Annotated in this window: 22 protein-coding genes; 9 read left to right on the forward strand and 13 right to left on the reverse strand. The window is 33.7% G+C overall.

Going from position 1 to position 25,425, the window contains the following annotated elements:
* Nucleotides 1–4: 4 nt before the first annotated feature.
* Together C4S35_RS04255 and C4S35_RS04260 are read right to left on the reverse strand one after the other, a co-directional pair.
* The gene (locus tag C4S35_RS04255; RefSeq protein ID WP_103998983.1) at nucleotides 5–1,240 is read right to left on the reverse strand and encodes a metallophosphoesterase; all 1,236 of its coding nucleotides are present in this window, start codon (nucleotides 1,238–1,240) and stop codon (nucleotides 5–7) included.
* A 183-nt stretch (nucleotides 1,241–1,423) separates the two neighbouring features.
* Nucleotides 1,424–2,938 carry a hypothetical protein gene (locus C4S35_RS04260; protein ID WP_103998984.1) on the reverse strand — a complete coding sequence of 505 codons (1,515 nt, stop codon included), beginning with the start codon at nucleotides 2,936–2,938 and terminating at the stop codon, nucleotides 1,424–1,426.
* A gap of 370 nt (nucleotides 2,939–3,308) precedes the next feature.
* Here C4S35_RS04260 and polA point away from each other — a divergent pair, with 370 nt between their 5' ends.
* On the forward strand, nucleotides 3,309–6,149 hold the full coding sequence (polA, locus tag C4S35_RS04265; protein WP_103998985.1) for a DNA polymerase I: 2,841 nt from the start codon (nucleotides 3,309–3,311) through the stop codon (nucleotides 6,147–6,149).
* Nucleotides 6,150–6,214: 65 nt separating this feature from the next.
* On the opposite strand, the gene C4S35_RS04270 is transcribed toward polA, so the two are convergent.
* Genes C4S35_RS04270 through C4S35_RS04280 form a run of 3 tightly spaced genes read right to left on the reverse strand, consistent with a single transcriptional unit; the run spans nucleotide 6,215 to nucleotide 10,069 of the window.
* Complete coding sequence (locus C4S35_RS04270; RefSeq protein ID WP_103998986.1) at nucleotides 6,215–7,243, reverse strand: DUF3078 domain-containing protein; 1,029 nt, start codon at nucleotides 7,241–7,243, stop codon at nucleotides 6,215–6,217.
* Between the two features lie 37 nt (nucleotides 7,244–7,280).
* The gene (locus C4S35_RS04275) at nucleotides 7,281–9,062 is read right to left on the reverse strand and encodes a 1-deoxy-D-xylulose-5-phosphate synthase (RefSeq protein WP_103998987.1); all 1,782 of its coding nucleotides are present in this window, start codon (nucleotides 9,060–9,062) and stop codon (nucleotides 7,281–7,283) included.
* Nucleotides 9,063–9,121: 59 nt separating this feature from the next.
* Nucleotides 9,122–10,069 (reverse strand): energy transducer TonB, encoded by a 948-nt coding sequence (locus tag C4S35_RS04280; RefSeq protein ID WP_103998988.1) that lies wholly within the window; start codon nucleotides 10,067–10,069, stop codon nucleotides 9,122–9,124.
* A 61-nt stretch (nucleotides 10,070–10,130) separates the two neighbouring features.
* Here C4S35_RS04280 and C4S35_RS04285 point away from each other — a divergent pair, with 61 nt between their 5' ends.
* Complete coding sequence (locus C4S35_RS04285; RefSeq protein WP_103998989.1) at nucleotides 10,131–10,574, forward strand: nucleoside deaminase; 444 nt, start codon at nucleotides 10,131–10,133, stop codon at nucleotides 10,572–10,574.
* 194 nt (nucleotides 10,575–10,768) lie between these two features.
* On the opposite strand, the gene C4S35_RS04290 is transcribed toward C4S35_RS04285, so the two are convergent.
* Nucleotides 10,769–12,313 (reverse strand): Rne/Rng family ribonuclease, encoded by a 1,545-nt coding sequence (locus C4S35_RS04290; protein WP_103998990.1) that lies wholly within the window; start codon nucleotides 12,311–12,313, stop codon nucleotides 10,769–10,771.
* Between the two features lie 316 nt (nucleotides 12,314–12,629).
* Nucleotides 12,630–12,932 (reverse strand): HU family DNA-binding protein, encoded by a 303-nt coding sequence (locus tag C4S35_RS04295; RefSeq protein ID WP_465254609.1) that lies wholly within the window; start codon nucleotides 12,930–12,932, stop codon nucleotides 12,630–12,632.
* Between the two features lie 121 nt (nucleotides 12,933–13,053).
* On the opposite strand from C4S35_RS04295, the gene mutY reads away from it, so the two are divergent.
* The 4 genes from mutY to gldD are packed head-to-tail and all read left to right on the forward strand — an operon-like array spanning nucleotide 13,054 to nucleotide 16,468.
* Nucleotides 13,054–14,088, forward strand: coding sequence for an A/G-specific adenine glycosylase (gene mutY / locus C4S35_RS04300; protein ID WP_103998991.1), 1,035 nt, complete (start codon nucleotides 13,054–13,056; stop codon nucleotides 14,086–14,088).
* 50 nt (nucleotides 14,089–14,138) lie between these two features.
* A complete protein-coding gene (locus C4S35_RS04305; protein ID WP_103998992.1) occupies nucleotides 14,139–14,579 on the forward strand; it encodes a single-stranded DNA-binding protein in 441 nt (146 codons plus the stop codon).
* A gap of 23 nt (nucleotides 14,580–14,602) precedes the next feature.
* A complete protein-coding gene (locus tag C4S35_RS04310; protein ID WP_103998993.1) occupies nucleotides 14,603–15,898 on the forward strand; it encodes a gliding motility-associated protein GldE in 1,296 nt (431 codons plus the stop codon).
* A gap of 6 nt (nucleotides 15,899–15,904) precedes the next feature.
* The gene (gene gldD, locus C4S35_RS04315; protein ID WP_103998994.1) at nucleotides 15,905–16,468 is read left to right on the forward strand and encodes a gliding motility lipoprotein GldD; all 564 of its coding nucleotides are present in this window, start codon (nucleotides 15,905–15,907) and stop codon (nucleotides 16,466–16,468) included.
* Between the two features lie 169 nt (nucleotides 16,469–16,637).
* Here the strand turns inward: gldD and C4S35_RS04320 are convergent, their stop codons facing one another.
* Entirely contained in the window at nucleotides 16,638–17,021 is a 384-nt protein-coding gene (locus C4S35_RS04320) for a heavy-metal-associated domain-containing protein (protein WP_103998995.1), read from the reverse strand.
* A gap of 106 nt (nucleotides 17,022–17,127) precedes the next feature.
* On the opposite strand from C4S35_RS04320, the gene C4S35_RS04325 reads away from it, so the two are divergent.
* Complete coding sequence (locus tag C4S35_RS04325) at nucleotides 17,128–17,994, forward strand: DMT family transporter (protein WP_103998996.1); 867 nt, start codon at nucleotides 17,128–17,130, stop codon at nucleotides 17,992–17,994.
* Nucleotides 17,995–18,085: 91 nt separating this feature from the next.
* Here the strand turns inward: C4S35_RS04325 and C4S35_RS04330 are convergent, their stop codons facing one another.
* Nucleotides 18,086–19,501, reverse strand: a complete 1,416-nt coding sequence (locus tag C4S35_RS04330; protein ID WP_244175189.1) for a M16 family metallopeptidase — start codon at nucleotides 19,499–19,501, stop codon at nucleotides 18,086–18,088.
* A gap of 13 nt (nucleotides 19,502–19,514) precedes the next feature.
* A complete protein-coding gene (locus tag C4S35_RS04335; RefSeq protein ID WP_103998997.1) occupies nucleotides 19,515–20,840 on the reverse strand; it encodes a M16 family metallopeptidase in 1,326 nt (441 codons plus the stop codon).
* A 264-nt stretch (nucleotides 20,841–21,104) separates the two neighbouring features.
* Here C4S35_RS04335 and rplU point away from each other — a divergent pair, with 264 nt between their 5' ends.
* On the forward strand, nucleotides 21,105–21,527 hold the full coding sequence (gene rplU, locus C4S35_RS04340; RefSeq protein ID WP_103998998.1) for a 50S ribosomal protein L21: 423 nt from the start codon (nucleotides 21,105–21,107) through the stop codon (nucleotides 21,525–21,527).
* Between the two features lie 23 nt (nucleotides 21,528–21,550).
* Complete coding sequence (gene rpmA, locus C4S35_RS04345; protein ID WP_035669638.1) at nucleotides 21,551–21,817, forward strand: 50S ribosomal protein L27; 267 nt, start codon at nucleotides 21,551–21,553, stop codon at nucleotides 21,815–21,817.
* A gap of 134 nt (nucleotides 21,818–21,951) precedes the next feature.
* On the opposite strand, the gene C4S35_RS04350 is transcribed toward rpmA, so the two are convergent.
* The 3 genes from C4S35_RS04350 to C4S35_RS04360 form a co-directional block, all read right to left on the reverse strand.
* Complete coding sequence (locus tag C4S35_RS04350) at nucleotides 21,952–22,290, reverse strand: DoxX family protein (protein ID WP_103998999.1); 339 nt, start codon at nucleotides 22,288–22,290, stop codon at nucleotides 21,952–21,954.
* Nucleotides 22,291–22,297: 7 nt separating this feature from the next.
* The gene (locus C4S35_RS04355) at nucleotides 22,298–22,636 is read right to left on the reverse strand and encodes a DoxX family protein (RefSeq protein ID WP_103999000.1); all 339 of its coding nucleotides are present in this window, start codon (nucleotides 22,634–22,636) and stop codon (nucleotides 22,298–22,300) included.
* Between the two features lie 406 nt (nucleotides 22,637–23,042).
* Nucleotides 23,043–25,373, reverse strand: a complete 2,331-nt coding sequence (locus tag C4S35_RS04360; protein WP_103999001.1) for a patatin-like phospholipase family protein — start codon at nucleotides 25,371–25,373, stop codon at nucleotides 23,043–23,045.
* Nucleotides 25,374–25,425: the final 52 nt, after the last annotated feature.

Raw genomic sequence — 25,425 nt, forward strand, 5'->3', positions numbered from 1 at the left:
CGAATTAAGCGATAGCCTTACCCTTTTTTAGTTCAATGACTGTAATTTCAGGCATAATTCCTACTCTTCCTGGATACGCATGAAAGCCAAAACCTCTATTTACATAAACATATCGTCCTAAATTTTCATACAAACCAGCCCATTGTGTATAAACATATTGCGCCAAACTCCATTTGAAATAACCTGGAATCTCTATTCCAAATTGCATTCCATGGGTATGTCCGGATAATGTAAGATGGAAGTTTTTATCGTGATTTTTGATTTCATAGTCCCAATGGCTTGGATCGTGACTCATCAAGATTTTAAAATCTTCCTTATTTAATTGTTCGGAAGCTTTACTGATGTCACCGGCTTTTTTGAAATTCTGTCCCCAATTCTCAACACCAACTAATGCAATTTTATCGGTTCCTTTTTCAATAAAGGTGTGCTCATTCAACATTAATTTGAAACCAATTTGTCCGTAAAGATTTTTTATATCCTGAAAATTTTTCTCTTTAGCAGCTTCTGTGGGCCAAGTTATATATTCACCATAATCATGATTCCCTAAAACCGAATATTTACCATACTCATGTTTTTTTATTCGATTAAAAGTTGCTATCCAGGGATGCATTTCCTTCGCATCTGTGTTGACAATATCACCGGTGAATAAAATCATATCCGAATTCTGTTCGTTGACTAAATCTATAGCATAATTTATCTTCTCGGGATTATCAAAACTTCCGCTGTGAACATCTGATATTTGAGTAATGGTAAAACCATCAAAAGCATCTGGCAGATCAGGAAAAAATATCTGCTGTCTGATAACCTTGTAATTGTATTTACCCACGGTCACTCCATATATTAAAGACAAAAAAGGAACTGCCGCCAATCCTAATCCAACCTGACTTACAAATTTTCTTCTTGAAGCAAAAAAAGTGGTTTTATCATTATTCTTAATAAAATAATTTACGGAGCCAGCTGCCATTCTAAAAATATCTTCACCAAGCAATACTAGAGCTAAAACCATTTTTGGAACATATACTAAAAGCACCAAACCCATAGTGAACATAGTTTGCTTAGTTTGTCCTACTGAGCGATCAAATTGCATGAAAGAATAAATAATAAATATAAAAAGCAGCAAACTAAGAATTTGATAAGAAACCAAAACCCATTTCACCTTTATCAAAGTTCGTAATGCTTGGAATGCATAAAGTTCAATAATAAGAAGGACAATACATAATAATAGTATTCTAAAAATCATTTCTATCAAATTTTAGACAAAATAACAAAACAATTAATTAAAACAGATTAGTATTGGTTAAAATTTAACGGTTGATTAAAACTTAAAAACGCAACTGTAACTCGAAAATATGTATCTCAAAAAAAACCGTAATATTTAGTTTAAAAATAATGCGGTTTTTAATAAGCTGTAAATTTATTTATTTTATTTCATTGACATATTATATGAACGAAATGTAAATATTTTATTTGTACCATTTAACCGCTGTGCATACAATTCAACATATTCACCATTAACAAGATTTATGGTTCCTGAAACAGAAAAACTTTGCACATTTGCAGTATTGGAATCTATAAAAGTCTCTGATGAAGTTATGGGCTTAGAAGTATTTCCATCAGAAGCAAATTTTACAAAATAAAACAAAAGATCAGTATTACCATTTGCACCTTCGAAGGAAACTGAAGCAGTTACCGTAAATGTTCTTGATTTTCTACCTAAATATAATAAACGATTATTGGTCGCGCCATCCATTCTAAACAAATTCGTAGCAATTGTGGTTCCCGGAATTTTATAGGCTACACCCGGATCTGTAAATTGTATTGCGGCTACTGGAGTTGCTGCTCTATTCAAATATAAATTACCAGTTGTAAAAGAATCCCCCTCATTTGGAATTCCTGTTGAACGTACGGACCAAAAACCATTAAAATTATATCCCGTATAACTTCCGGCGGCATATCCATTTACATATTTTCCGAGTCCAGTAAAAACAACTGTTTCCATAACAGCATCTCCTGTTATTGTTGGATTGGACGATACATCAAAGCCAACACTCGTCCCCGAAACTTCACTGAAACCACCTTGTTTTTGCACTAAGTCAAACGTGCCTTGAATTGTTTCATAAGTTCCAGAATTACCCAGAGGCAAGCTACCTCCAAACCAACCTGCATTATTAATCAACAACTTTTTAATGTCTTGATAAATAATTCCCTTTGCATTACCAACATATTGTATAATACTCACAAATACCATTGAAAAACCTTTGATAAGACCTACATTAGCTGAATTGGCAATAACACCATCTCTTAAAATTAAATTTTGTGTTTGAGCCCCTATAGCTTCTGGCCCTGAAATATTAAAAACATTTCCTGCTGATGCCACCAAAGTTAATCCCCTAATTGACCCACCTGTTGTTCCCACAAAAAGATCTCCGCTAGCTTTAACCAATTTATCCTCTCCAGAATCTAAACCAATAACATAAGCATTGTTTAATTCTATCGGCCAATCAAGATTAATTGTCCCGTTAATTTCATACAATGTACCGGTATCCAAACGATATTTATCACCTCCGGCGCTTTTTTCTGCTGCCAAAACAGTTGCTAAAACATCTGTAGATTTTATTCGTTTAAATTTAGTCCTACCATAATTAGCATCCGTGTTAATTTTATCCCAAGCAGAAATACTGGTATCATAGTGAAAAAATGATTTCAAATCTGTATCATAAACCATCAATCCATCAGCTGGAGATGAAATAGCTATTCTCTGCGCTGTCGTCATTCTTGGGGTTAACAGCCCTTGCGTTGAAGATGTTAAGTCCAAAATTGAACTCGCATTTGGAGTTGATGTTCCAATTCCCACTTGAGCAAACAAATTTGTCGTGATTATCATGAAAAATAATAGACAGGCTTGTAATACCTTTTTAGCAGAGTAATTTTTTTTCATAACAAACGAATAAAAGATTAAATAAAAGAACCGAAATCGGCGTTCAAAATTGTTTTACAAAAATAAGAATTACCTCGGTTAAATGCTTATTTAATCGATTAACTACACGATATTTCGTAAAATATTATTAATTTCCTACAAAAATAAACTGTTTATTTATACAATAAATTATTTATTGATATTTTTCTGATAAATAAATAACATCAATGATTTTCAATTAAATAATTTTCAATTTTTTAGAACTGCTTTTTTACCAACAGTCGTGTTTAAATAAATAGCGGCAAGACAAGAATAAGGAAGAATTATTTCAATCTGTCACTCCTTTATCTGACAAGTTTTGTACTTTTGAAAACTTTACAAAATCACAATCATGTCACAACAAAAACGTCTTTTCCTTCTTGATGCTTATGCTTTAATCTTCCGCGGTTATTACGCTTTTATAAAAAACCCTCGAATTAACTCAAAAGGAATGGATACATCAGCCATTATGGGGTTCATGAATTCCTTAATGGATGTAATAAAAAGAGAGAAACCGGATCATTTAGCGGTAGCTTTTGACAATGGGGGAAGCCAGTTAAGGAATGATATATTTCCAGAATATAAAGCCCATCGTGATGCAACGCCTGAGGCCATAAAAATTGCCATTCCCTACATACAAGAGTTATTAAAAGCGATGCATATTCCCATTATTGAAGTTAAAGGTTATGAAGCCGACGATTTAATTGGGACTATTGCCAAACAAGCTGAAAAACAGAACTACAAAGTTTTTATGGTTACGCCAGATAAGGATTTTGCACAATTGGTTTCTGAAAACATATTTATGTACAAACCCGCCCGAATGGGAAATGGAATAGAAATTTGGGGAATTCCTGAGGTTCTGGCAAAATTTGAAATCGAACGACCAGATCAAGTAATTGACTTTCTTGGAATGATGGGCGATACAGCCGATAATATTCCGGGACTGCCCGGCGTAGGCGAAGTTACTGCCAAGAAACTTTTGAAAGAATTTGGAACCATGGAAAACCTTTTAGCCAACACTGACAAGCTAAAAGGGAAAATGAAAGAGAACATTGAAGCAAATAAGGAAAAGGGATTATTATCTAAAACTTTAGCAACCATATTACTAGATTGTCCCGTCGTTTTTGATGAAACAGATTATGAATTATCAACTCCTGATGTCGAAAAGACAGACGCCCTTTTCAACGAACTGGAATTCCGTAGAATGGCTGAACAATTTGATGCCATATTTAAAAAAGATGGAAATGCAACGACAAATAACACTGTTGATGATACAAAATTATACAAAAAAATACAACCTAAAAATGAAGAACAATTCGATCTTTTTGGGAGCACAATTCCAGAGGATACGACTGAAGAAACACGTCATAAATATTACAATACATTAGAAAATACGGAGCATTCCTATCAGATAATTCAAGGTGACTTGGGAATTAAATTACTGCTTCAAAATTTAAAAAACCAATCTTCTGTTAGTTTTGATACCGAAACAACTGGTATAAATGCCTTGCATGCAGAATTGGTTGGAATTTCATTTTCCTATGAGAAAGGAAAAGGTTTTTACGTGCCGTTTCCAGAAAATCAAGCAGAAGCACAAACTTTAGCCGAGAAGTTTATTCCATTTTTCGAAAATGAAAACATCGAGAAAATTGGACAAAATTTAAAATATGATTTAAAAATTCTTTCTAATTATAACATTACTGTAAAAGGAAAACTATTCGATACCATGATTGCACATTATCTGATCAATCCGGATATGCGTCATAATATGGATATTTTATCCGAAACGTATTTAAAATATTCACCGAAATCTATTGAAGCTTTAATTGGAAAAAAAGGGAAGAACCAGAAATCAATGCGAGATATTGAACTCGAAGAAATCAAAGAATATGCTATTGAAGATGCCGATGTCACTTTGCAACTTAAGGAAATATTTACCTTAGAATTAGACAAAACAGGTACCAAAAAATTATTTGAAGAAATAGAAATTCCATTAGTAAAAGTTTTAGCGGATATGGAAAAGGAAGGAATTCGTGTGGATGTTGATTTCTTGAAATCCCTTTCAAAAACATTGGATGAAGATATCAAAGTATTAGAAACAACTATTTTTGAAATAGCCGGAGAGAAATTTAATTTGGCTTCGCCAAAACAGCTCGGTGACATTTTGTTTGATAAATTAAAAATTGGCGGTCTAAAACAAAAGAAAACTAAAACGGGCCAATACGCTACCGGAGAAGAAATTTTGAGCTATTTAGCCACTGATTACCCAGTTGTAAAAGATATTCTTGACTGGCGCCAATTGATAAAACTACAAAACACCTATGTTGAAGCCCTGCCGCTTCAGGTAGATACAATTACAAATCGTATCCACACGGATTATATGCAAACGGTTGCCGCAACTGGGCGATTGAGTTCTAATAACCCAAATTTACAAAACATCCCTATTCGTACAGAGAGAGGAAAACAGATCAGGAAAGCATTTGTTGCCAGGGATGAAAATCACACGATTGTTTCTGCCGATTATTCTCAGATAGAACTGAGAATTATTGCTGCTTTAAGTGGTGAGGAAAACATGATAAAAGCTTTTCAAAATCAGGAAGACATTCACAAATCTACGGCTTCAAAAGTATTCAATGTTCCTTTGGAAGAAGTTACGCGAGAACAACGTAGTCATGCGAAAACGGTGAATTTTGGAATTATATACGGAGTTTCTGCCTTTGGACTGAGCAATCAAACCTCTTTATCCAGAAGCGAAAGCGCAGCACTGATTGACGCTTATTACAAAACGTACCCAAGACTGAAGTCCTACATACAGGAACAAATAGAATTTGCACGAGAGAATGGCTATGTTCAAACTATTCTTGGACGTCGTCGTTATTTAAAAGACATAAATTCCCAAAATGCAATAGTTCGCGGGGGTGCGGAACGAAATGCTGTAAATGCACCCATTCAGGGAAGTGCAGCGGATGTCATTAAAATTGCAATGATCAATATTCATGAAAAATTATCTTCGGAAAATTGGAAAAGCAAAATGCTTTTACAGGTTCATGATGAGCTTGTTTTTGATGTTCACAATAGTGAATTGGAAAAAATCAAACCAATGATCAAACAAGAGATGGAAAATGCCTTTAAACTCGATGTACCTTTAGATGTCGATTTAGGAGCCGGGAAAGATTGGCTAGAGGCGCATTAATATTAAAATGAGTAACGTCCTAAAATAAATTGAACATTATTGTCAACTTGTTTTAGGATGATTATTTAAAAAACATACACAATTCCTACTCCTAACATTTGTTTTAGTTGCGCTTTAGGTCCTTGAGTAACTTGAGTGCCATCAACTTCTTTTTTAGATTTTATATCGTCATCATAAACGATGCGTGTCCCAATATTTGCTTTTACATATTGGTTTACAACTAAATCTAATATTAAATCGCAATCCACATCGACATTACCAAAATTATTGATGTAATCAGAATATAAACTCAATCGGTTTTCTAAATTGATATTTTTAAAAATTTCTTTTTTATAAAAACTGGTCATCAAAAAACCAAGTTCAGTTTTAGATCTTTTCCCTTCCATAATTAAAATGCCGTTTGCGTCATAAACCGCTTTAGTAACACCAAAAGCCCCTTGATTAGCCAGTCTTTGATCTAAAACTAACGTTTTCTTAAATGTAAAAGGCGAAATATAAAACGTTCTCTTCTTTTCCTTAATTATATTTTCAGCCCCTACTCCTAAGAAAATATAAGCGGGTGCAAATGGTTTTGATATAGCAATTTCTGTATTAGGATACGAATAACCATTTGTAAACTGAGAGTTAAAGTTAAACTTAGCTGAATGATACCAATTTGAAATAGTGTCTTGGCGATAGCCAAATGTAGAATTTAATTGGAGCGCATCATCTGTTTTTCTGACTTCGATTCCGTCTTGCTTATTTAAGCCATAGCGAACAATAAGTTCATTTGACCATTTATAATTTTCTCTTGTATAAACTTTTGAAAAATCCCCTTTGATCAAACCTGATACGGAACTGGTTCCACCCGCACTCCAATTAACAAAAGCAATTTCAGAAATGTAAAATCCTAAGGTATTTTTTTTTGTCCAATGAGATAATGGAATAAATGGTTTTGATGGTTGTATATTTAATTCTACTGTTAATGGTTCATATGCAGTAACTTTTACAAGCGTTGTTACAGGTAGAAGTTCAGGTAATATGGTCTCTTGGCAAAAACTATTTGTAACGATTGAGAATATAAAGAAAAGAAGATTGTAAGGCAGTAATTTCATTATAAGGCGGATAAATTTAAGGGTGCAAATAATTATTTTAATAATTTGAAAAAAGCACTTCTAGACTTTTAACGTCAATTTTGCAGTATTGTTGTAATTCATCAACAGTTCCTTGTTCAATAAATTCATCCGGAATACCCAGTATTTTAATTTTTGAATTGTAATTATATGAACAAGAAAACTCTAGAATGGCACTGCCAAATCCACCTTTAATAACACCATCCTCAATTGTTATTATATTTATAAATTCCATAAAAATATTATGTAATAATCTTTCGTCTAATGGTTTAACGAAAGAAAAATCATAGTGCGCAATTGTTTCTGGATACTTTATTTTGGCTATTGCCAAAGTAACATTGTTCCCAATAGTTCCATTAGATAAAACAGCTGTTTTAGAACCTTTTTGGAGACAAATTGCCTTACCAATTTCTATTTTTTCATATTTTCCAAAATTTTTAGACTGCCAATTAGTAATCACCCCACGACCACGAGGATATCTAATAGAAATAGGGTTGTTTAATCCTAATTGTGCGGTATATAAAATATTTTGCAATCCAATTTCATTCAACGGAGAATAAATAATCATATTAGGAATGCAACGTAAATAAGCTAAATCAAAAACCCCGTGATGCGTGGCTCCATCTTCACCCACTAATCCTGCCCTGTCCAAACAAAAAATAACCGGTAAATTTTGCAAAGCTACATCATGAATCACCTGGTCGTATGCTCTTTGCAAAAAAGTAGAATAAATATTGCAAAAAACAACCATGCCTTGCGTGGCCATTCCAGCGGCTAATGTAACGGCGTGCTGTTCTGCAATTCCCACATCAAAAGCGCGTTTCGGTAGTGCGTCCATCATGAATTTGAGAGAACTTCCCGAAGGCATTGCAGGTGTAATTCCTATAATTTTTTCATTCTTTTTAGCCAAATCTAATACGGTCAAGCCAAAAACATCTTGATATTTTGGAGGTAAATTCTCTACAGATTTTATATGAATTTCGCCCGTAATTGCGTCAAATTTCCCTGGAGCATGATATTTAACCTGATTTTCTTCGGCTTGTTGTAGTCCTTTGCCTTTGGTGGTAATGATATGAAGAAATTTTGGTCCTTTTACTTTTTTTAAGCGTTTGAGTTCTTTGATAACGGCAAATATATCATGACCATCAAAAGGTCCTGAATAATCAAAATTTAGTGATTTGATCATGTTATTCTGCCTTGGGTTTTTTCCTTCTTTTACGGCAGTAAGGTACTTTTTTAATGCACCAACGCTTGGATCAATACCGATGGCATTATCATTAAGAATAACCAATAAATTAGCATCGGTAACTCCGGCGTGATTTAATCCTTCAAAAGCCATTCCTGATGCGATGGAGGCATCTCCAATCACCGCAATATGTTGTTTATCGTAATCGCCTTTCAAATTGGAAGCAATTGCCATTCCTAATGCCGCCGAAATGGAAGTCGAGGAATGTCCTACGCCAAAGGCATCGTAAATACTTTCACTTCTTTTTGGGAAACCGGAAATACCGCCGAGTTGCCTATTGGTATGAAAACTTTCTCTTCGGCCCGTCAGTATCTTATGTCCGTAAGCCTGATGGCCTACGTCCCAAATCAACAAATCGTTTGGCGTGTCAAAAACATAATGCAAAGCAATAGTAAGTTCTACAACTCCAAGACTGGCACCAAGATGCCCTTCTTTAACAGATACAATATCGATAATAAAATTACGTAATTCCTGAGCGACTTGAGGAAGTTGCGCTTCGTGAAGCAGGCGTAAATCGGTTGGGTTATTTATGTTTGAAAGTAAACTGTTTTTCATTGAGATCTAAAAAAACAAATTTACGATTTTATAGTGGAAATTTAGTTTATTCAAAAAGGTTATTGTGTAACGATTATAGAATCAATTCGGTGATTAAATTTATTTGTAAAAAATGACTTTTTTAAGGTGTTGGTTTTTATAAACAGTGTTATCGAGAATAAATTACGTACCATTTTTCCATTTTGAGAACCAGGAATCCAGTTTTCAGATTTTTCTAAAAGTCGAATCAGTTCTTGTCCCATTCCGTCTCCAATATCTTTTATTAATTTGATATCACTTAACCCACCATCCTTTCCAATTACGAATGTAGCTAGGATTTCCCCATTTATCTCTTTTGTTTTTTTAGGGAATACATAATTTTTTTGTATGTAATCTTTGAATTTTTTTATACCACCTTTGAATTCAGGATCTGTATAAATCGCCGCTCCCATGTATATTATTTCCTCTTCCTGAACTTTTGTAGAAACAGAATCACATATAGTTGTGGTGGAGTTTGCTTTAATTTTAGATTTGTTTGTTTTTATAAATTTTACTTGCGTTGTTTTAGGTGGCGGCGGTGGGGGAATGTTGTTGTGTAAACTATCATTCGGATCGAATTTCGATTTTCCAATCATTATTCTATTGGTATCTAATTCAAGTTTGCTAACAACTTCTACTTTATCTATTTTTTGCTTGTTACCATTTTTATCTTTACAGCTAAACAAAGTGGTTCCCATTGCGATAAACAATGCCAATAAAAACATTTTGTGATATTGCGTTTGTGTTAATAAAACACGACTCGAAATATGAATTGTTATCGTATCTAATTGTGATTTTCTAAATCTTCCGCAGATATTTTTGTTTTGATTTTGAATGAAAAAATGCTGTACTTCATCAGGAAGCATTGTAGTAAAATCGATAACTGACTTGGAACAACTTAAGCAAAAACGACCGTTTTCCTTTGGAGTCATTTCATCCCAGTTTTTGCTACAAGGTTTGGGCATCGCAATTTTGTACATTCTTTCCATTTTTGAATATCAATATTTAAATGTACTTAAAAATAAATTGTAAAGCCTTATTTTTGCAATTATGATAAATCCTTTCACCGACGAATATTTCATGAAAAAAGCTTTGCAGGAAGCCGAAATGGCTTTTGAAAAGGGCGAAATTCCTGTTGGCGCTGTAATTGTCATTGATAATAAAGTCATTGCCAGAAGTCATAATTTAACCGAATTACTTCATGACGTTACGGCTCACGCCGAAATGCAATCCATCACTGCTGCTGCGAATTATCTTGGCGGGAAATATTTAATGGGTTGTACGCTGTACGTCACACTGGAACCTTGCCAGATGTGTGCTGGAGCTTTGTACTGGAGTCAGATTTCAAGAATTGTGTATGGAGCCACTGATGAAAATCGTGGTTTTGCAAAAATGGGAACGCAATTGCATCCTAAAACAACTGTCGTTTCTGGAATTATGGCAAATGAAGCTTCGGAGTTGATGAAGCGGTTTTTTGCTGAGAAAAGAAAATAATACTATTTACACAAACGCCCTAGCCCAGATTACTTCACTTAATGTTTATTTTCATAGGAGCTCAGTGAACTTTGTTTGAAGTGAAAATCCTTTTATCCCGATTTTTAGGGATAAAAGATTGTAACGTATAGCTGGAAATAGCTCCTAAAAAAAGAGCAAAAAAAAACTCCCCAATTTCTTGAGGAGTTATTAATTTATTCTATGACAGCATTTTCTTTTTTGTCGTAGAAATGATATTCTAAGTACGTGTAAGCGTCACGAGGTATGATTTTCACCCACTTTTTATGTTCAAGAAACCATTTTGAACGTAATGATGGAAAACCTTTGGTAAGGTATGCGGCCACAAATGGATGTACATTAAGTACCACTTCTTTGTGATTTTTTAAAACTCTTTCTAAATCGGAAGCAATTTTATCAATGATTAATATTGGCGCTTCGATTTCGCCATTTTCATTGTTTGGATCTTCTTCTCTAGTTTTAATATTTACTTCTGGTCTTACCCTCTGTCTTGTAATTTGAACTAATCCAAATTTGCTAGGAGGTAAGATTTTATGTTTTGCTTTATCATCGCTCATTTCTTCCCTAAGGAACTCGAACAAAACTTTACGATTTTCTGGATTAGACATATCGATAAAATCTACTACGATGATACCACCCATATCACGAAGACGTAATTGTCTAGCGATTTCGGCAGCAGCGATCATATTTACTTCCATTGCGGTGTCTTCCTGATTAGTGGCCTTATTAGAACGATTTCCGCTGTTTACGTCTATAACGTGTAAAGCTTCAGTGTGTTCGATAATAAGATAAGCCCCTTTACTCATGGAAACTGTTTTCCCAAAGGATGTTTTGATTTGTCTCTCTATGTTGTATTTCTCAAAAATAGGCGTATCGTTTGATTGATAAAACTTAACAATTGATTGTTTTGAAGGTGCAATTTCTTGCAAATAATCCTTCGTTTGGTTGTACAACTCTTCATCATCAATTTGAATACCACTAAAGGTATCATTAAAAACGTCTCGCAATATCGAAGAGGCTCTGTTGAGTTCTCCTAATACTTTGGAAGGATGATGAGCAGTTGGTAATTTTTTACACATTGCAGTCCATCTGCTAAGCAGGTTCTGCAAATCTTTTTCTAATTCGGCTGTATTTTTGCCTTCGGCTACTGTGCGAACAATAACACCAAATCCTTTTGGTTTGATGGATTGTACTAATCGTTTTAAACGGTCTTTTTCTTTTTTGTCTTCTATTTTTTGTGAAATAGAAACACGGTCAGAAAAGGGAACCAGAACAATAAAACGTCCGGCAAGAGAAAGCTCAGCGCTAATTCTTGGTCCTTTGGTAGATATTGGTTCTTTAACGACTTGTACTAAAACAGATTGATTGGCACTTAATACATCAGTAATAGTACCATCTTTGTCTATTTCTTTTTCAAACGGAAAGGTTTTTAGGGAGAAATCTTTTAATTTACCTGCGCTTACAAGTTTTATGAATTTCAATTGGGAAGCTAAATTTGGTCCTAAATCATGATAATGTAAAAAGGCATCTTTTTCGAAGCCTACATTTACAAAAGCAGCGTTAAGTCCGGCAACTGGTTTTCGTATTTTGGCAATAAAAATATCACCTACTTGAAAATTGCTTTTTTCTTCCTGTTTGTGTAATTCAATTAGTTTTCCATCTTTTAATAAGGCAAAATCTACGGCTTCAGAACTAGATCTAATGATTAATTCTTTATTCACACTGTAAATTTTTTATCTATTCGCCAAAGCGAACAAATGGATTAAACAATATTTTAACAGGTATTGAACCCGGGGAAAATTAGCTGGCAGCTTGCAGTGTTGCGTTTGCAGTTAACTGCATACTAAAATCTGAATACTGATTACTAACTTTCGATTTCAATGAACTTTTAAAAAGAAAAAAGTAGTTTAAAACTACTTTTTCTTTTTGTGACGGTTAGCTCTCGCTCTTTTTTTACGTTTGTGAGTCGCTACCTTATGTCTCTTTCTTTTTTTACCGCTTGGCATATCTTGAAGATTTTATGATTAATTAATTATGTTATTTTGCTTCGTTATTTATTTTTACTCCTTCAACAAAAACTTTTGCAGGTTTAAATGCAGGAATATTGTGTGCAGGAATTTTTATTGTTGTATTTTTTGAGATATTTCTACCTGTTTTTTCTGCTCTAGTTTTTACAATAAAACTTCCAAAACCTCTTAAATAAACATTATCTCCAGTTTCTAATGAATTTTTTACTTCATTCATAAAAGTCTCTACAGTTGCCTGAACATCTCCTTTTTCAAGACCTAGTTTTTCTGAAATTTTTGCTACGATATCTGCTTTCGTCATTTTCTTTCCTATTTTATTATGTTGTACTATTTTTTTGAGTTTGCAAATATAGGAATTTAAAAAACAAATATTCAAGCTAATTCATTAAATTTTAATCACATAAACTTTTACTTTTGTAGTCTAATATTTAAAGATGAATTTTTCTAAAGTGCTGATAAAATGGTATTTACAAAATAAACGTGATTTACCATGGAGGAATACCACCAATCCATACCCAATTTGGCTCTCCGAAATCATGTTACAACAGACACGAGTAGTCCAAGGAATGCCATATTTTTTATCTTTTACAACCGCTTTTCCTACTGTTTTTGATTTGGCGAAAGCCAATGAAGAACAGGTTTTGAAACTCTGGCAGGGATTAGGGTATTATTCCAGAGCCCGTAACTTGCATAAAACGGCTCAATATGTGGCCTTTGATTTAGGGGGAATATTTCCGGATAACTACGCTGATTTATTAAAATTAAAGGGGATTGGGGAATATACCGCTGCGGCCATTGCTTCTTTTTCTTATAACGAAACAGTCCCAGTTGTTGATGGGAATGTATTTCGGGTTTTGTCCCGTTATTTTGATATTGAAACAGATATTGCTCAGGCTTCCGCCAAAAAAGAATTCGCTGCTTTGGCTTTCGAATTAATGCCAAAAGACAAACCTGCAACATTCAATCAGGCCATTATGGAATTTGGTGCGTTGCAATGCGTTCCTAAAAGTCCGAATTGCGGCAGTTGTGTTTTCAACGAAAGTTGCGCCGCTTTGCAAAAAAATAAAGTCGATCAGTTACCTGTAAAATCCAAAAAGATAAAAATTCGCAACCGATACTTTAATTATTTGGTTGTTGCAGATGAAAATGACAACACCATAATTCAAAAACGAACGGATAAAGGAATATGGCATAATCTATATGAGTTCCCTTTAATTGAAACAGAAAAAGAAGAGGATTTTGATTATGTAAGTGAAGCTGTTCAGGGTGATTATTTTAAAGATAATACTGTTATAAGTATGTTAGAATACAACGAGAAAAGTATCATTCATAAATTGTCACATCAACATTTGCATATCAAATTTTGGAAAGTCAACCTAAACGGAAGTATTGAAAATGGAATAAATAAAGCCGTTTTAAGAACATTCCCCTTCCCTATCGTGATTTATAATTTTATAGAAAAGGAATAAAATAAGATTGCAAAAATAATGTATCTTTGATTGAAATAGGATTTAATATCATGAATGGAACTTTAAATAAGGTTATGCTAATAGGGCATTTGGGTGACGAAGTCAAAATGCATTATTTTGACGGAGGCAACTGTATCGGCAGATTTCAATTAGCCACCAATGAAGTATACATCAACAAAACCACCAATGAAAAAATTACTTCTACGGAGTGGCATAATTTAGTGGTACGCAATAAAGCGGCTGAACTTTGTGAAAAATACCTTTCCAAAGGTGACAAAATATATGTTGAAGGACGATTAAAATCCCGTCAGTGGCAGGCTGAGGATGGATCTACTAAATACACGACCGAAATTCAAGTTACAGAGTTTACTTTTTTATCTACAAAGAAGGACAACGACAGTAACAAACAAATTCAAAGTTCGGAATCCACAAAAAACACTAACTTTGACCCAGAAAAAAACGATTTACCTATCAATGATTTACCGTTTTGATTGTTTAACTAATCTTATTTAATTTGGACCCAGAGCCCAGTTTATTCTTTTCCTATGCCATTGATACTGATTTAGTATTTGGTTTTATTGGGATATTTGCCTTATTATTTTGCTCTGCTTTAGTTTCAGGAGCAGAAGTAGCCTTGTTTTCACTGTCACAAAAAGACATCGACGAAACAATACAAGAAAATGTTTCTAAAGGGAAAATTATCTGTAATCTTTTAGAAAAACCCAAAAAGCTATTAGCTACACTTCTTGTCGCCAATAATTTCATCAACATTGGCGTAGTAATCCTGTTTTCATTTGTTGGGAAAAATTTATTTGCCGCTGTAACTTCACCCGTTTTAAAATTTATTCTGGAAGTAATCGTCGTTACCTTTTTATTGTTGCTATTTGGCGAGGTTTTACCAAAAGTATATGCCAGCAGAAACAATATCAAGTTTGCCAAGTTGATTGCTTACCCTATTGCAGCACTTGATAAATTGCTTTCGCCTTTAAGTCTGCCAATGCGAGCAGCAACAATATATTTGCATAATAAATTGGGGAAACAAAAGACTAATTTTTCAGTAAATCAATTATCACAAGCATTAGAACTTACCGACTCAGATGAAACCTCATCTGAAGAGCAAAAAATATTAGAAGGAATTGTGAGTTTTGGGAATACAGACACCAAGCAAGTGATGAGCCCTAGAATAGATATTTTCGCTTTAGAAATAGAAGAATCTTTTTCAGTTATTTGTCCAAAAATTATAGAAAAAGGATATTCCAGAATTCCTGTTTACCGAGACAATATTGACCAGATTGAAGGCGTTTTGTTTGTCAAAGATTTATTACCTCATATAAACACCAATGAATTTGACTGGAAGACCTTATTAAGAGAACCATTTTTTGTTCCTGAAAATAAAAAATTAGACAATTTGCTAAAAGATTTTCAAAGTATGAAAAGTCATTTGGCCATTGTTGTTGATGAATATGGCGGAACTTCAGGTTTGGTCTCTCTTGAAGATGTAATCGAGGAAATTGTAGGCGACATCAGTGATGAATTTGATGATGAAAGCCTTAATTTTTCTCAGATTGATGATAAAAATTATATTTTTGAAGGAAAAACAAACCTCAAAGATTTCTATAGAATTATTGCCGTTGAGGAAGAGTTATTCGAAATTAAAAAAGGAGAAGCGGAGACATTGGCCGGATTTATTCTTGAGATTTTAGGGAATTTTCCAAAAAAAGATCAAAAAATCTCTTTTGAAAACTGCCAATTCACGGTAGAAGCGGTTGACAAAAAAAGAATTAAACAAATAAAAGTAACGATTGAATAATTAAAAATGTTTAAAAAAATAATCACTTTTTCAACAATAATATTGGCGTCATTTTTAAGTTTTAGCTGCAAAGATGACGTTGTACCAAAGCCAGCAAGCCATTTACGATTGGATTATCCCGAGGCAAAATATGTAGGTTTTGAAAATGAATGTCCATTCGCTTTCGAAATTAATTCAGAAGCGGTTATCAAAGGAGAAAAAGATTGCGGATTTACTATCACGTACCCAAAAATGAAAGCCACGATTTATTTGACGTATAAACCCGTGAACAATAATATCGCAAAATTGCTGCGAGATGCCCAAAAACTGACCTACGAACACGTCATAAAAGCAGATGACATATTAGAACAGCCTTATTTAAATCCTACCAAGAAAGTATATGGAATGTTTTATCAGGTTGATGGAAATGCAGCAACGAACTCCCAATTCTATGCAACCGATAGCACCAAGCATTTTGTAACGGGCTCCGTTTATTTCTATGCAAAACCCAACTTTGATTCTATTATGCCGGCGGCAAGCTATGTTAGAAACGACATGCAAAAGCTCATGGAAACACTAAAGTGGAAATGATTTTTATAAAAAGTTCAATAAAAACAATTTTAACCACAACAACATTTAAGAACAAATAAGCTTATTGATAATTATCATTCAAGCAATTCTTAAATGACCTTCAATTTCTTATATGGTTCAATAAAGAAAGCTTCTCAATTGAGAAGCTTTCTTTATATAGTAATTTCGATTACGATTTCATATTCGAAACCTTGTATGTTTTTCCATCGCCTGTCGCTTGAACTACTTTAGTTAAGTTTTCAGGATTTTGAACCGTTTTGTCAAAAGTTACAGTTGCCAGTTTTTTATCAAAATCTACTGTCGCTGTTTGCACACCGTCAAGTTCTGTCAATTCTTCTTGTATGGTTTTGGCACAGCCAATAGCGCAAGTCATTCCTTCTACCTTGAAACTTGCTGTTTGCAAATTAGCGGCTGCAATTTCCTTTTTAACTTTTGGAGCAGTAGTTTCTGTTCTGTTCATAACGTTTTTAGCAACTTCTGAAGTATTTTTTTTACAGCTAATAAACAAAAAACTTGCAATTGCTACCGCTGCTATTGATTTTGTGAAATTCATTTTTATGAGATTTAAATTAATTACTTAATAATCAGTTGCAAAATTAACGAAAAAAAAGGAACAGTAATTCATAAAATTATTACAATTTTGGGGCAAATTTAGATTTATGAATGCACGACAATTGAAATGGGTTTACTTGATGATTCTTGCCTTGATTTGGGGAAGTTCATTTATATTAATAAAAAAAGGATTAGTAGGATTGAGCGCTTTGCAGCTGGGCTCCTTGCGAATCCTATTTGCAGCCGTTTTTCTGTTATTGATAGGTTTCAAAAGTCTGATGAAAATCCCAAAGCAAAAATGGAAATATATTGCACTTACTTCCATGTTTGGAACATTCATCCCAGCCTATCTTTTTGCCATTGCAGAAACAGAAATAGACAGCTCCATAACCGCCATTCTTAATTCCTTGACTCCATTAAATACATTGATTTTGGGAGCGATGGCTTTTGGGATAAATTTCAAAAAAAATCAGGTTTGGGGAGTGTTTATAGGACTTTTGGGAAGTATGCTTTTAGTTTTTAATGGAGCTATAAACCATCCGGAACAAAACTATTACTATGCCATTTTGGTTATAATTGCTTCTATCTGTTACGCTGTCAATGTCAATTTGCTGAAAAAATATCTTCATGATTTGAGTCCATTGAGTATTACCACGGGAAATTTTGCTTTTTTAGTTATACCCACTTTTCTCATTTTAATTTTTTCTGGTTTTTTTGAAGTAATCCATGTGGCCAAAGTACAACATTCGATTTTGTTTATAATGGTTCTTGGAGTTATAGGAACTGGAATCGCAAACATTCTTTTCTTTAAACTGATACAAATGTCTTCACCTGTTTTTGCAACTTCGGTAACGTATTTGATTCCAATAGTTGCTTTCTTCTGGGGATTATTGGATAATGAAATGCTGACTCCTGTTCAGTTTTTTGGAGCATTTATTATTTTGATTGGGGTTTATTTGTCGGCGAAGAAGTAGTTTCCAAATTGCAGATGTTGTAATTATAAAAAACAAACAAGGCCGTCCGAAAAGACAGCTTTATTTGTTTTTAAGTTAGAAAAAGAAATTATTATTTGTAAACCGGTTTTCCCACAGGATTACCGTAATTGTCAAAATAAAATATTGGCATGTTTAATTTTTCTAATCCAGGAATTACCTCCGATCCTTTTCCTGCAATAATAATTCGAGTATTATCCAAAAGGAAATATTTATTCGCAGCTCGCATGATGTCATCAGGAGTTACAGCATTTATGGTTTTGATGTAATTTTCATAAAAATCAGCAGGAAGTTCTTCTGTTTCTATGTTTAAAGCATATCGTGCAATTGCTTGTGGTTTTTGCACTTGCATTACAAATCTTCCAATATAACCAGCTTTCACATTGTTGAGTAAATCTATTGATACCTTTTCGGTTCTTATTTTTTTGATTTCTTTGATAAATTCCACCACGGCACTATCCGTAACTAAACTTCGTATTGCCGATGTCGATTTAATTTTCGTAACGTATTTTCCAGAGCCAATTATTGAATTTGCGCCATAAGTCCAGCCCTGTTTTTCTCTTAAATTCATATTTAAATAACTACTGTAATCCCCGCCAAGGATATAAGTGGCAATGACAGCTGGGAAGAAATCTTTATCACTCATTTTTAAATTCAAGGTGTTTACCAATGAGATTTCCGATTGAACGGCATTTGGCACATCTACAAAATTGATTTGGGTAAACGGAACATTCTGCGGAGCGGGGTACGTCAGTTTTGGCGTACTTCTTTTTTCCCAAGAGCCAAACAGATTTTCAACAATTGGCTTTACTTCATTATATTTCACATCTCCAATAATTACCAAATAGGCATTTTCAGGTACAAAATAGGTTTCATAATTGGTTTTAATGTCTGCAAGTGTCACGTTTTTCAGTGTTTCCTCGGTCATATATTCACCCGAAGGATGATTTTTACCAAATGCAAGTGCTTCAACCACTCGGTTCGCTATTGCAGGAACGCTTTTTTCTTCTGCCTTAAGACCTTCTAAAAGTTTGGCTTTTTCCTTATCAAATTCTTCTTGTGTGAAATTCGGGTGTAATGCTCCATTTGCCAGGAGTTCCAAAATTCTTCCTGAATATTTAGAGAGAGAACTGGCATACGCCCCTTTTGAACCAAAATTTATATTAGCGCCCAGGAAATCAATTTCCTCATTGAATGCATCTTTTGCAATTTTCACACTGCCATTTCCTATCATGTTATTGCCTAATTCATCTACACCTTTTTTAGTGTCTTCAACAAAAGGTTCATTGTCTAAAGCAAGGTTAAAAGTTACTCTGGGCAATTTGTGATTTTCAACAACCATTACTTTTAAGCCATTGGCCAAAATAAAGGTTTGTGGTTTTTTTATATTTACAACCGGAGAAACTCCCGGTTTTGGTTGTGGACGATTTTGTGCCTGCATAATTCCTGTTATGAACAAAATGAATAATAGAATAGTTGTTTTTTTCATTATCGAGAAAGTCTTAATTTTGAGACGCTGTCTTTGAGGGAACATAATCCAAAATAAGTCGTTGATTTGGATTTAAATATTTTTTGGCTACCTCTCTAATTTCTTCTCGAGTTATAGAATGCAACAACTCAATCTCCGAATTTATCAAATTAACATCCCCATAAAGTAAATAATAAGTCGCTAAATTTTCAGCGATTCCCTCCAAATTTCCATTCTTATTTACAAAACGATTGTCAAATGTATTTTGCAATTTTTGGTAATCTTTCTCCGAAATCAATTTGGTTTGGATTTTTACAATTTCTTCGTCAACTTCCTTTATTAAATCTTCAGAAGTGTGCGTTCCCATTGGTAAGCCATACAAAATATACATTCCATAATCTTCCTGACTAAAACCAAAAGCGTCAATTTGCAATGCCATTTTTTTCTCATCGACGATTTTCTTGTATAGTTTAGAACTTTTTCCATCACTTAAATAAGACGAAATTAAATCCAATACTCTGGCATCTCTCGTTTTCATTGAAGGAGTTCTGTAGGTAGCCAAAACCATTGGAATCTGAATATTATGATCCTCGTATGTCGCTTTTATCATTTGCGTAATCGGTTCTTCAACAAAAATTTGTTTTTTTATGTCTTTGCCTCTTTGGATTGATCCAAAATACTTCTGAATCCATTCTTTGGCTTTGCCATTTTCAAAATCTCCTGCAACAACAAGTACAGCATTGTTCGGAATATAAAACTTTTTATTAAAAGCCTGAAATTCCTCTAAAGTAGCAGCGTCTAAATGTTCCATCGAACCAATAGTCGTCCAACGATATGGATGGTTCTTGAACATCTTTTCTTTTACAGCACCAATGATATTTCCATAAGGCTGATTGTCATAACGAGATCTTTTTTCTTCTTTTATCACTCCGTTTTGAGTATCAACCCCAATTTTGTTGATTACCGGATGCATTAATCTTTCGGATTCCATCCAAAGTGCCAATTCTAAATTATTAGAAGGAAATACTTCGTAATAATAGGTACGATCATCTGAGGTGTTGGCGTTATTTACTCCGCCATTTGAAGTGACGATTTTAAACCACTCCCCTCTTTTTATATTTTCAGTTCCTTCGAATAATAAATGTTCGAAAAAATGAGCGAAACCAGTTCTGTCCGGTGTTTCATCTTTGGATCCCACATGATACATTACAGAAGTCACAACAACTGGCGCCGATGGATCGTTATGTAATATGACGTGCATGCCATTGTCTAAATTGTATTCTTCAAAAGCTATTTTTTGAGCCGAAGCTATTCCTCCCAACATAAGCGCAGTACTTAACATCATTAATAATTTTTTCATACGGATTAATACATTTCTATTTGCAATAGATAAAAACGAAAAATAATTGTACTTCAAAAATACCCTTTTTTAATCATGATTGTTTACTGATTTCAACTTTCGATTAATTTTAACAATTTCCGATGAAAAATTTATTGATTTAAAGGGGATAAAGTGTTGAAAAACAAAGAATAAAATAGGTGAAGTATTTTTTTGTTTAAGAGATTGCAGGATAAATATTTAATTGTATATTTGCAACCTTAAAAATTATTAAAACAATTCAGTATGTATGCAATCGTAGAGATAGCAGGGCAACAGTTCAAAGTAAGCAAAGACTTAAAGGTTTATGTTAACCGTTTGACTAATGAAGAAGGTTCAAAAGTTTCTTTTGACAAAGTTCTTTTATTAGATGATAACGGAACTATCACTTTAGGCGCCCCAGCTATAGAAGGTGCTTCAGTAGAAGCTAAAGTGTTACAACACTTAAAAGGAGATAAAGTTATCGTTTTCAAAAAGAAAAGAAGAAAAGGATACAAAAAGAGAAATGGTCACAGACAGTATCTTACTCAAATTGTAATTGAAGGTATTACTGGTGTTGGTGCAAAGAAAGCAGCTCCTAAAAAAGCAGCAGTTGAAGCAACTACAGAAGAAGTTGAAGCTCCTAAGAAAAAGGTAGCTAAAGCTAAAAAAGAAGACACAAAAGAATAATAACAAAATAAAACTAATACGTCATGGCTCACAAGAAAGGTGTCGGTAGTTCGAAGAATGGTAGAGAATCAGAATCAAAACGTTTAGGTGTTAAGATTTTTGGTGGTCAAGCTGCTATTGCTGGGAACATCATCGTAAGACAAAGAGGTTCAAAACACAATCCAGGTGAAAACGTTTACATCAGTAAAGATCACACACTACACGCAAGAGTAGACGGAGTTGTTTTCTTCCAAAAGAAAAGAGATAACAAATCGTATGTTTCTATCCTTCCATTTGAAGTTGAAGCATAATTGATTTTCTCAATTATTATAAAAACCCGTTTCGAAAGAAACGGGTTTTTTGTTTAGATGTTAATATGATTGAACAGCAAATTCTTAGAATAGATAAAGTGCTGATTAAAGAAGGAGCGTAATTTAAGGTTGATTTATTCTAAGGTTTTATATAAAATATAGCCGTTCAACAGAAAATAAAAAAAAGCAGGTAAAGAAACCAATACTGAGTCTTTCATTTTTATTCTTACTCCTGTACCAAGAAGCATCAATAATGTTAAACCCCCGGAAGCAAGCAATAAAACGGTATGATTTTGAGTACCGATAAATAAACCTATAGCACCCGCCAATTCCAAAATGGCCGTTAAGGGACCATATTTTTCAAGGCCAAAGCGTTTGAATTCATTTTTCATGTTTGTAGAGACAAAATAAGCGATTCCGTAAATGAGAAAGGAGGCTGCCGAAAAGAAAATAAGCATATTTATGAAATTCATATTTTAATTATTTGGAGGCACATAATGCGACAAAAAGAGATAACGCCAAAAGGAATAATGATGGAAAATGTTTAGACCAAGGGTTTTTTGCTTTAAAATGAAAAAATTGTGCGCTTATCATTAGAAAGGCCATTATAAGTGCCGGTATAAATACTAATTCAGGATACCAAATTCCTGTTATTAACAAGGTTGATAAGGCTATTTTTGAAGCTCCTACAATATTTCGTGTTAAATCCGAAAGTCCATATTGTTGAAATTCTTTAACGATGTTATCAAATCTAAAAATCCAAACATAACATACAGACAATGCGATTATAAGTTGGGCGATAATGGAATAAGTATTCATGATTTTGTAGTTAAGGTTATTCTTTCTTCGGTTTTATGATTACGGCTTTTCAGTAAGTTAAATTTCCTGAATAAAAATAATTCTCTCAAATATACCATAAACTTAGATTATAATGATTCCGTTACTGATTTATTAATAATGGGTGTTACTTTTATTGTGCTTTCAATTAAACATTGGTCTTTACACATGTTAATTAGTAAATAAAATCCGTTAGGTGGGTTTTACTGATAATAAAAATTCGCTCAACGTGGCCATGCAAAAATAAAAAACCCTCACATCGCTGCAAGGGTTGTATCTTAATACTTAGTAGAACATTCTTACTACTAATATCTGTAATATTCTGGTTTGAATGGACCTTCAACGTGAACTCAAATGATCAAGTACGGGCATACTTCAATTCAGTGCTCTAATTTGACGGATTAAATGAAAATCCTACACTGAAAAACAATCTTACTTTGTTAATATCGTTTATCCATGAGGTATCAAAATGAAAAGGTCCTAAAATGGATAGGTAGGAGATTGCTACTCCGCCTGACATTAATAAACTGGTTTGTTTATTGTCGTCCCAACTTCCCACTGTAGAAGAAACGTGACCTATATATTCATTAAAATTACCAAAGCCAACGGATGCAATATTAAAATGTGGAGTTAGATAAAATTTACCCAAGGGATTTAATTGTACGCCAAGTTTAATTGCCATAAATTGAGTGACACTCAGCTCGTCCTCATACAGACCGGGGAATACAAACCGATTACTGCCGGAACTTGGATTAAAACCTCCAAGGAAATATTTTGCGGCATAACCATAATTAGAAAAGGAGCCCTGATTGTCTTTTAGTTTGTCCTGAAAAATAAAATTTGCATCAAATCCTATTATTCCGGTAATCTTCTTTTTTAATTGTAGTCTTTTTTCAAATTCGAAGCCTACTTTTGCGAAGCCATTTGTTGAACCCGAAAAATCGGTTGAGTCTGTTTCTGTAAAAGCTATGTTAATGTCGTTGAACAGTGATCGCTTTATATTTGCTTTTAAAATTGTTCCATTTGTAGCAAAAAAAACTTTATCCATATCGTTATAAGAATAATGTGCGTTTACTTCTATGTTATTAAAATTATAGTTTTTAAGTGATAGTAAGTTATCATTTATATCGGGATCATTTTTAGGTTTCACCACGGTGTAACTATAGTTTAAGCCAAATCCCACATAACTTTGTAGAGAATTCAAATTTCGGTTTGCCTCATTATTAAATTCAAAAGCAGTATACCGCATGTTATCTGCTGATTCTCCATCTATAAAAATTTCCTGTTGAAGGAAAGCACCATAAAGTTCCGTTCCCCACCACCAATCTTTATTTTTACCGAAGTTTTTCTGAAAATCTATTCGCACTTTTGGTTGTTCTGCAATATCAGCAGTAACAACAAGACGGGAAGATTCGGCCAGAACATTTCTGGCATTATAATTAAGAATTAGTCCGACACCTCTATAAGTGTCGTAATGCAGCGATGCATTAACTTGGTTTTTAGAATATTCTAATCCGTTTAATAGTAAACCTAATTTGTCTCCGTCGTGCACGAAATAACTGTAAGTGATTTGGTTAAAAAGATTTGTCCCCATGGCACCATTGATGCCGACTGTTAAATCTTTCGTCGTATATTTAGTATGTGTTTTTATATTTGTTCGGGCAATAACAAGAGGAAGATTTTCCTTGCTGATATTTTTATAAACGATGGTATCAATTATAAATTCGCGGGAAATTTTTGGCAGTTCATGAGTTCGTTGTTTGAATCCTTTTAATTTTTCTGCTAATGCTGCTAGTGCCTCTAAATTAAGATTAGTTGCAATTTTACCATCTTTGTAAATTTCATTACTTTTTGTAAAATCAGCTGTAGAAAATCTCAAGTTAGGAAAGTGATCTACTAAAATGTCACATAGTTTTCGATTTTCCGGATCTTTGATATTACTGGGAAACATACTAGTTTGCATCAGTACTGATACAAAATTATCTAATTTGTCTATCGGTTCCATTCCTCCACCTACATCACTACCAATGATGATGTCGGCACCCATTTTTTTAGCAATATCAGTTGGGAAATTATTCATTACTCCTCCGTCAACTAAAAGAGTTTTTTCATAAGGCATGGTTTTAAAAACGGCGGGCAATGACATACTCGATCGCATAGCAAAGGCTAAATTTCCTTTGCTAAGAATAACTTCCTTACCATATACAACATCTGTAGCCATTGCCCTGAATGGAATAGCTAGATTATCAAAATCTTTGACATTGTAAACTGGAAAGGTCAATTCTGAAAGAAATTCTCTTAAATATTGATCGTTTAATAAAGAACTTACGCTCGTTGGTTTACCGTCCTTAATTCCTATTCCAACCAAGTATCTCTGAAATTCACTTTTTTCTTCCACACTCACACTTTTCAAAGACATATTTCCTCCTAGGAGTTTGTCCCAATCGATGGTTTTGGTTATTTTTTCAATACTGTCACCAGAATACCCCATTGCATACATGCCTCCAATAACACTTCCCATACTGTTTCCTACGATAAGGTCAGGAACAATATTCAAGGAGTCTAAAGCTTGTAAAAGCGGGATGTGTGCTATTCCTTTGGCACCACCTCCGCTTAAGACTAAAACTACTTTAGGTTTTTTCTCTTGGGCAGAAATAAATTGACTGAGCGTTAATGAAAATAATAGTACGAATAAATAAACTGTTTTTTTTAAAAGCATTAGAATTTAATAATATTTAAAGTTGGGGAAGTATTTTGCTACTTGTATGTGT

It is taken from the genome of Flavobacterium urumqiense (assembly GCF_900108015.1).
Classification (GTDB): Bacteria; Bacteroidota; Bacteroidia; order Flavobacteriales; family Flavobacteriaceae; genus Flavobacterium; species Flavobacterium urumqiense.

Coding starts and splice junctions, on each gene's coding strand:
- C4S35_RS04255 (WP_103998983.1), bottom strand. CDS start 1,240: ATGATTTTTAGAATACTATTATTATGTATTGTCCTTCTTATTATTGAA.
- C4S35_RS04260 (WP_103998984.1), bottom strand. CDS start 2,938: ATGAAAAAAAATTACTCTGCTAAAAAGGTATTACAAGCCTGTCTATTA.
- polA (WP_103998985.1), top strand. CDS start 3,309: ATGTCACAACAAAAACGTCTTTTCCTTCTTGATGCTTATGCTTTAATC.
- C4S35_RS04270 (WP_103998986.1), bottom strand. CDS start 7,243: ATGAAATTACTGCCTTACAATCTTCTTTTCTTTATATTCTCAATCGTT.
- C4S35_RS04275 (WP_103998987.1), bottom strand. CDS start 9,062: ATGAAAAACAGTTTACTTTCAAACATAAATAACCCAACCGATTTACGC.
- C4S35_RS04280 (WP_103998988.1), bottom strand. CDS start 10,069: ATGGAAAGAATGTACAAAATTGCGATGCCCAAACCTTGTAGCAAAAAC.
- C4S35_RS04285 (WP_103998989.1), top strand. CDS start 10,131: ATGATAAATCCTTTCACCGACGAATATTTCATGAAAAAAGCTTTGCAG.
- mutY (WP_103998991.1), top strand. CDS start 13,054: ATGAATTTTTCTAAAGTGCTGATAAAATGGTATTTACAAAATAAACGT.
- C4S35_RS04305 (WP_103998992.1), top strand. CDS start 14,139: ATGAATGGAACTTTAAATAAGGTTATGCTAATAGGGCATTTGGGTGAC.
- gldD (WP_103998994.1), top strand. CDS start 15,905: ATGTTTAAAAAAATAATCACTTTTTCAACAATAATATTGGCGTCATTT.
- C4S35_RS04320 (WP_103998995.1), bottom strand. CDS start 17,021: ATGAATTTCACAAAATCAATAGCAGCGGTAGCAATTGCAAGTTTTTTG.
- C4S35_RS04325 (WP_103998996.1), top strand. CDS start 17,128: ATGAATGCACGACAATTGAAATGGGTTTACTTGATGATTCTTGCCTTG.
- C4S35_RS04330 (WP_244175189.1), bottom strand. CDS start 19,501: ATGAAAAAAACAACTATTCTATTATTCATTTTGTTCATAACAGGAATT.
- C4S35_RS04335 (WP_103998997.1), bottom strand. CDS start 20,840: ATGAAAAAATTATTAATGATGTTAAGTACTGCGCTTATGTTGGGAGGA.
- rplU (WP_103998998.1), top strand. CDS start 21,105: ATGTATGCAATCGTAGAGATAGCAGGGCAACAGTTCAAAGTAAGCAAA.
- rpmA (WP_035669638.1), top strand. CDS start 21,551: ATGGCTCACAAGAAAGGTGTCGGTAGTTCGAAGAATGGTAGAGAATCA.
- C4S35_RS04350 (WP_103998999.1), bottom strand. CDS start 22,290: ATGAATTTCATAAATATGCTTATTTTCTTTTCGGCAGCCTCCTTTCTC.
- C4S35_RS04355 (WP_103999000.1), bottom strand. CDS start 22,636: ATGAATACTTATTCCATTATCGCCCAACTTATAATCGCATTGTCTGTA.
- C4S35_RS04360 (WP_103999001.1), bottom strand. CDS start 25,373: ATGCTTTTAAAAAAAACAGTTTATTTATTCGTACTATTATTTTCATTA.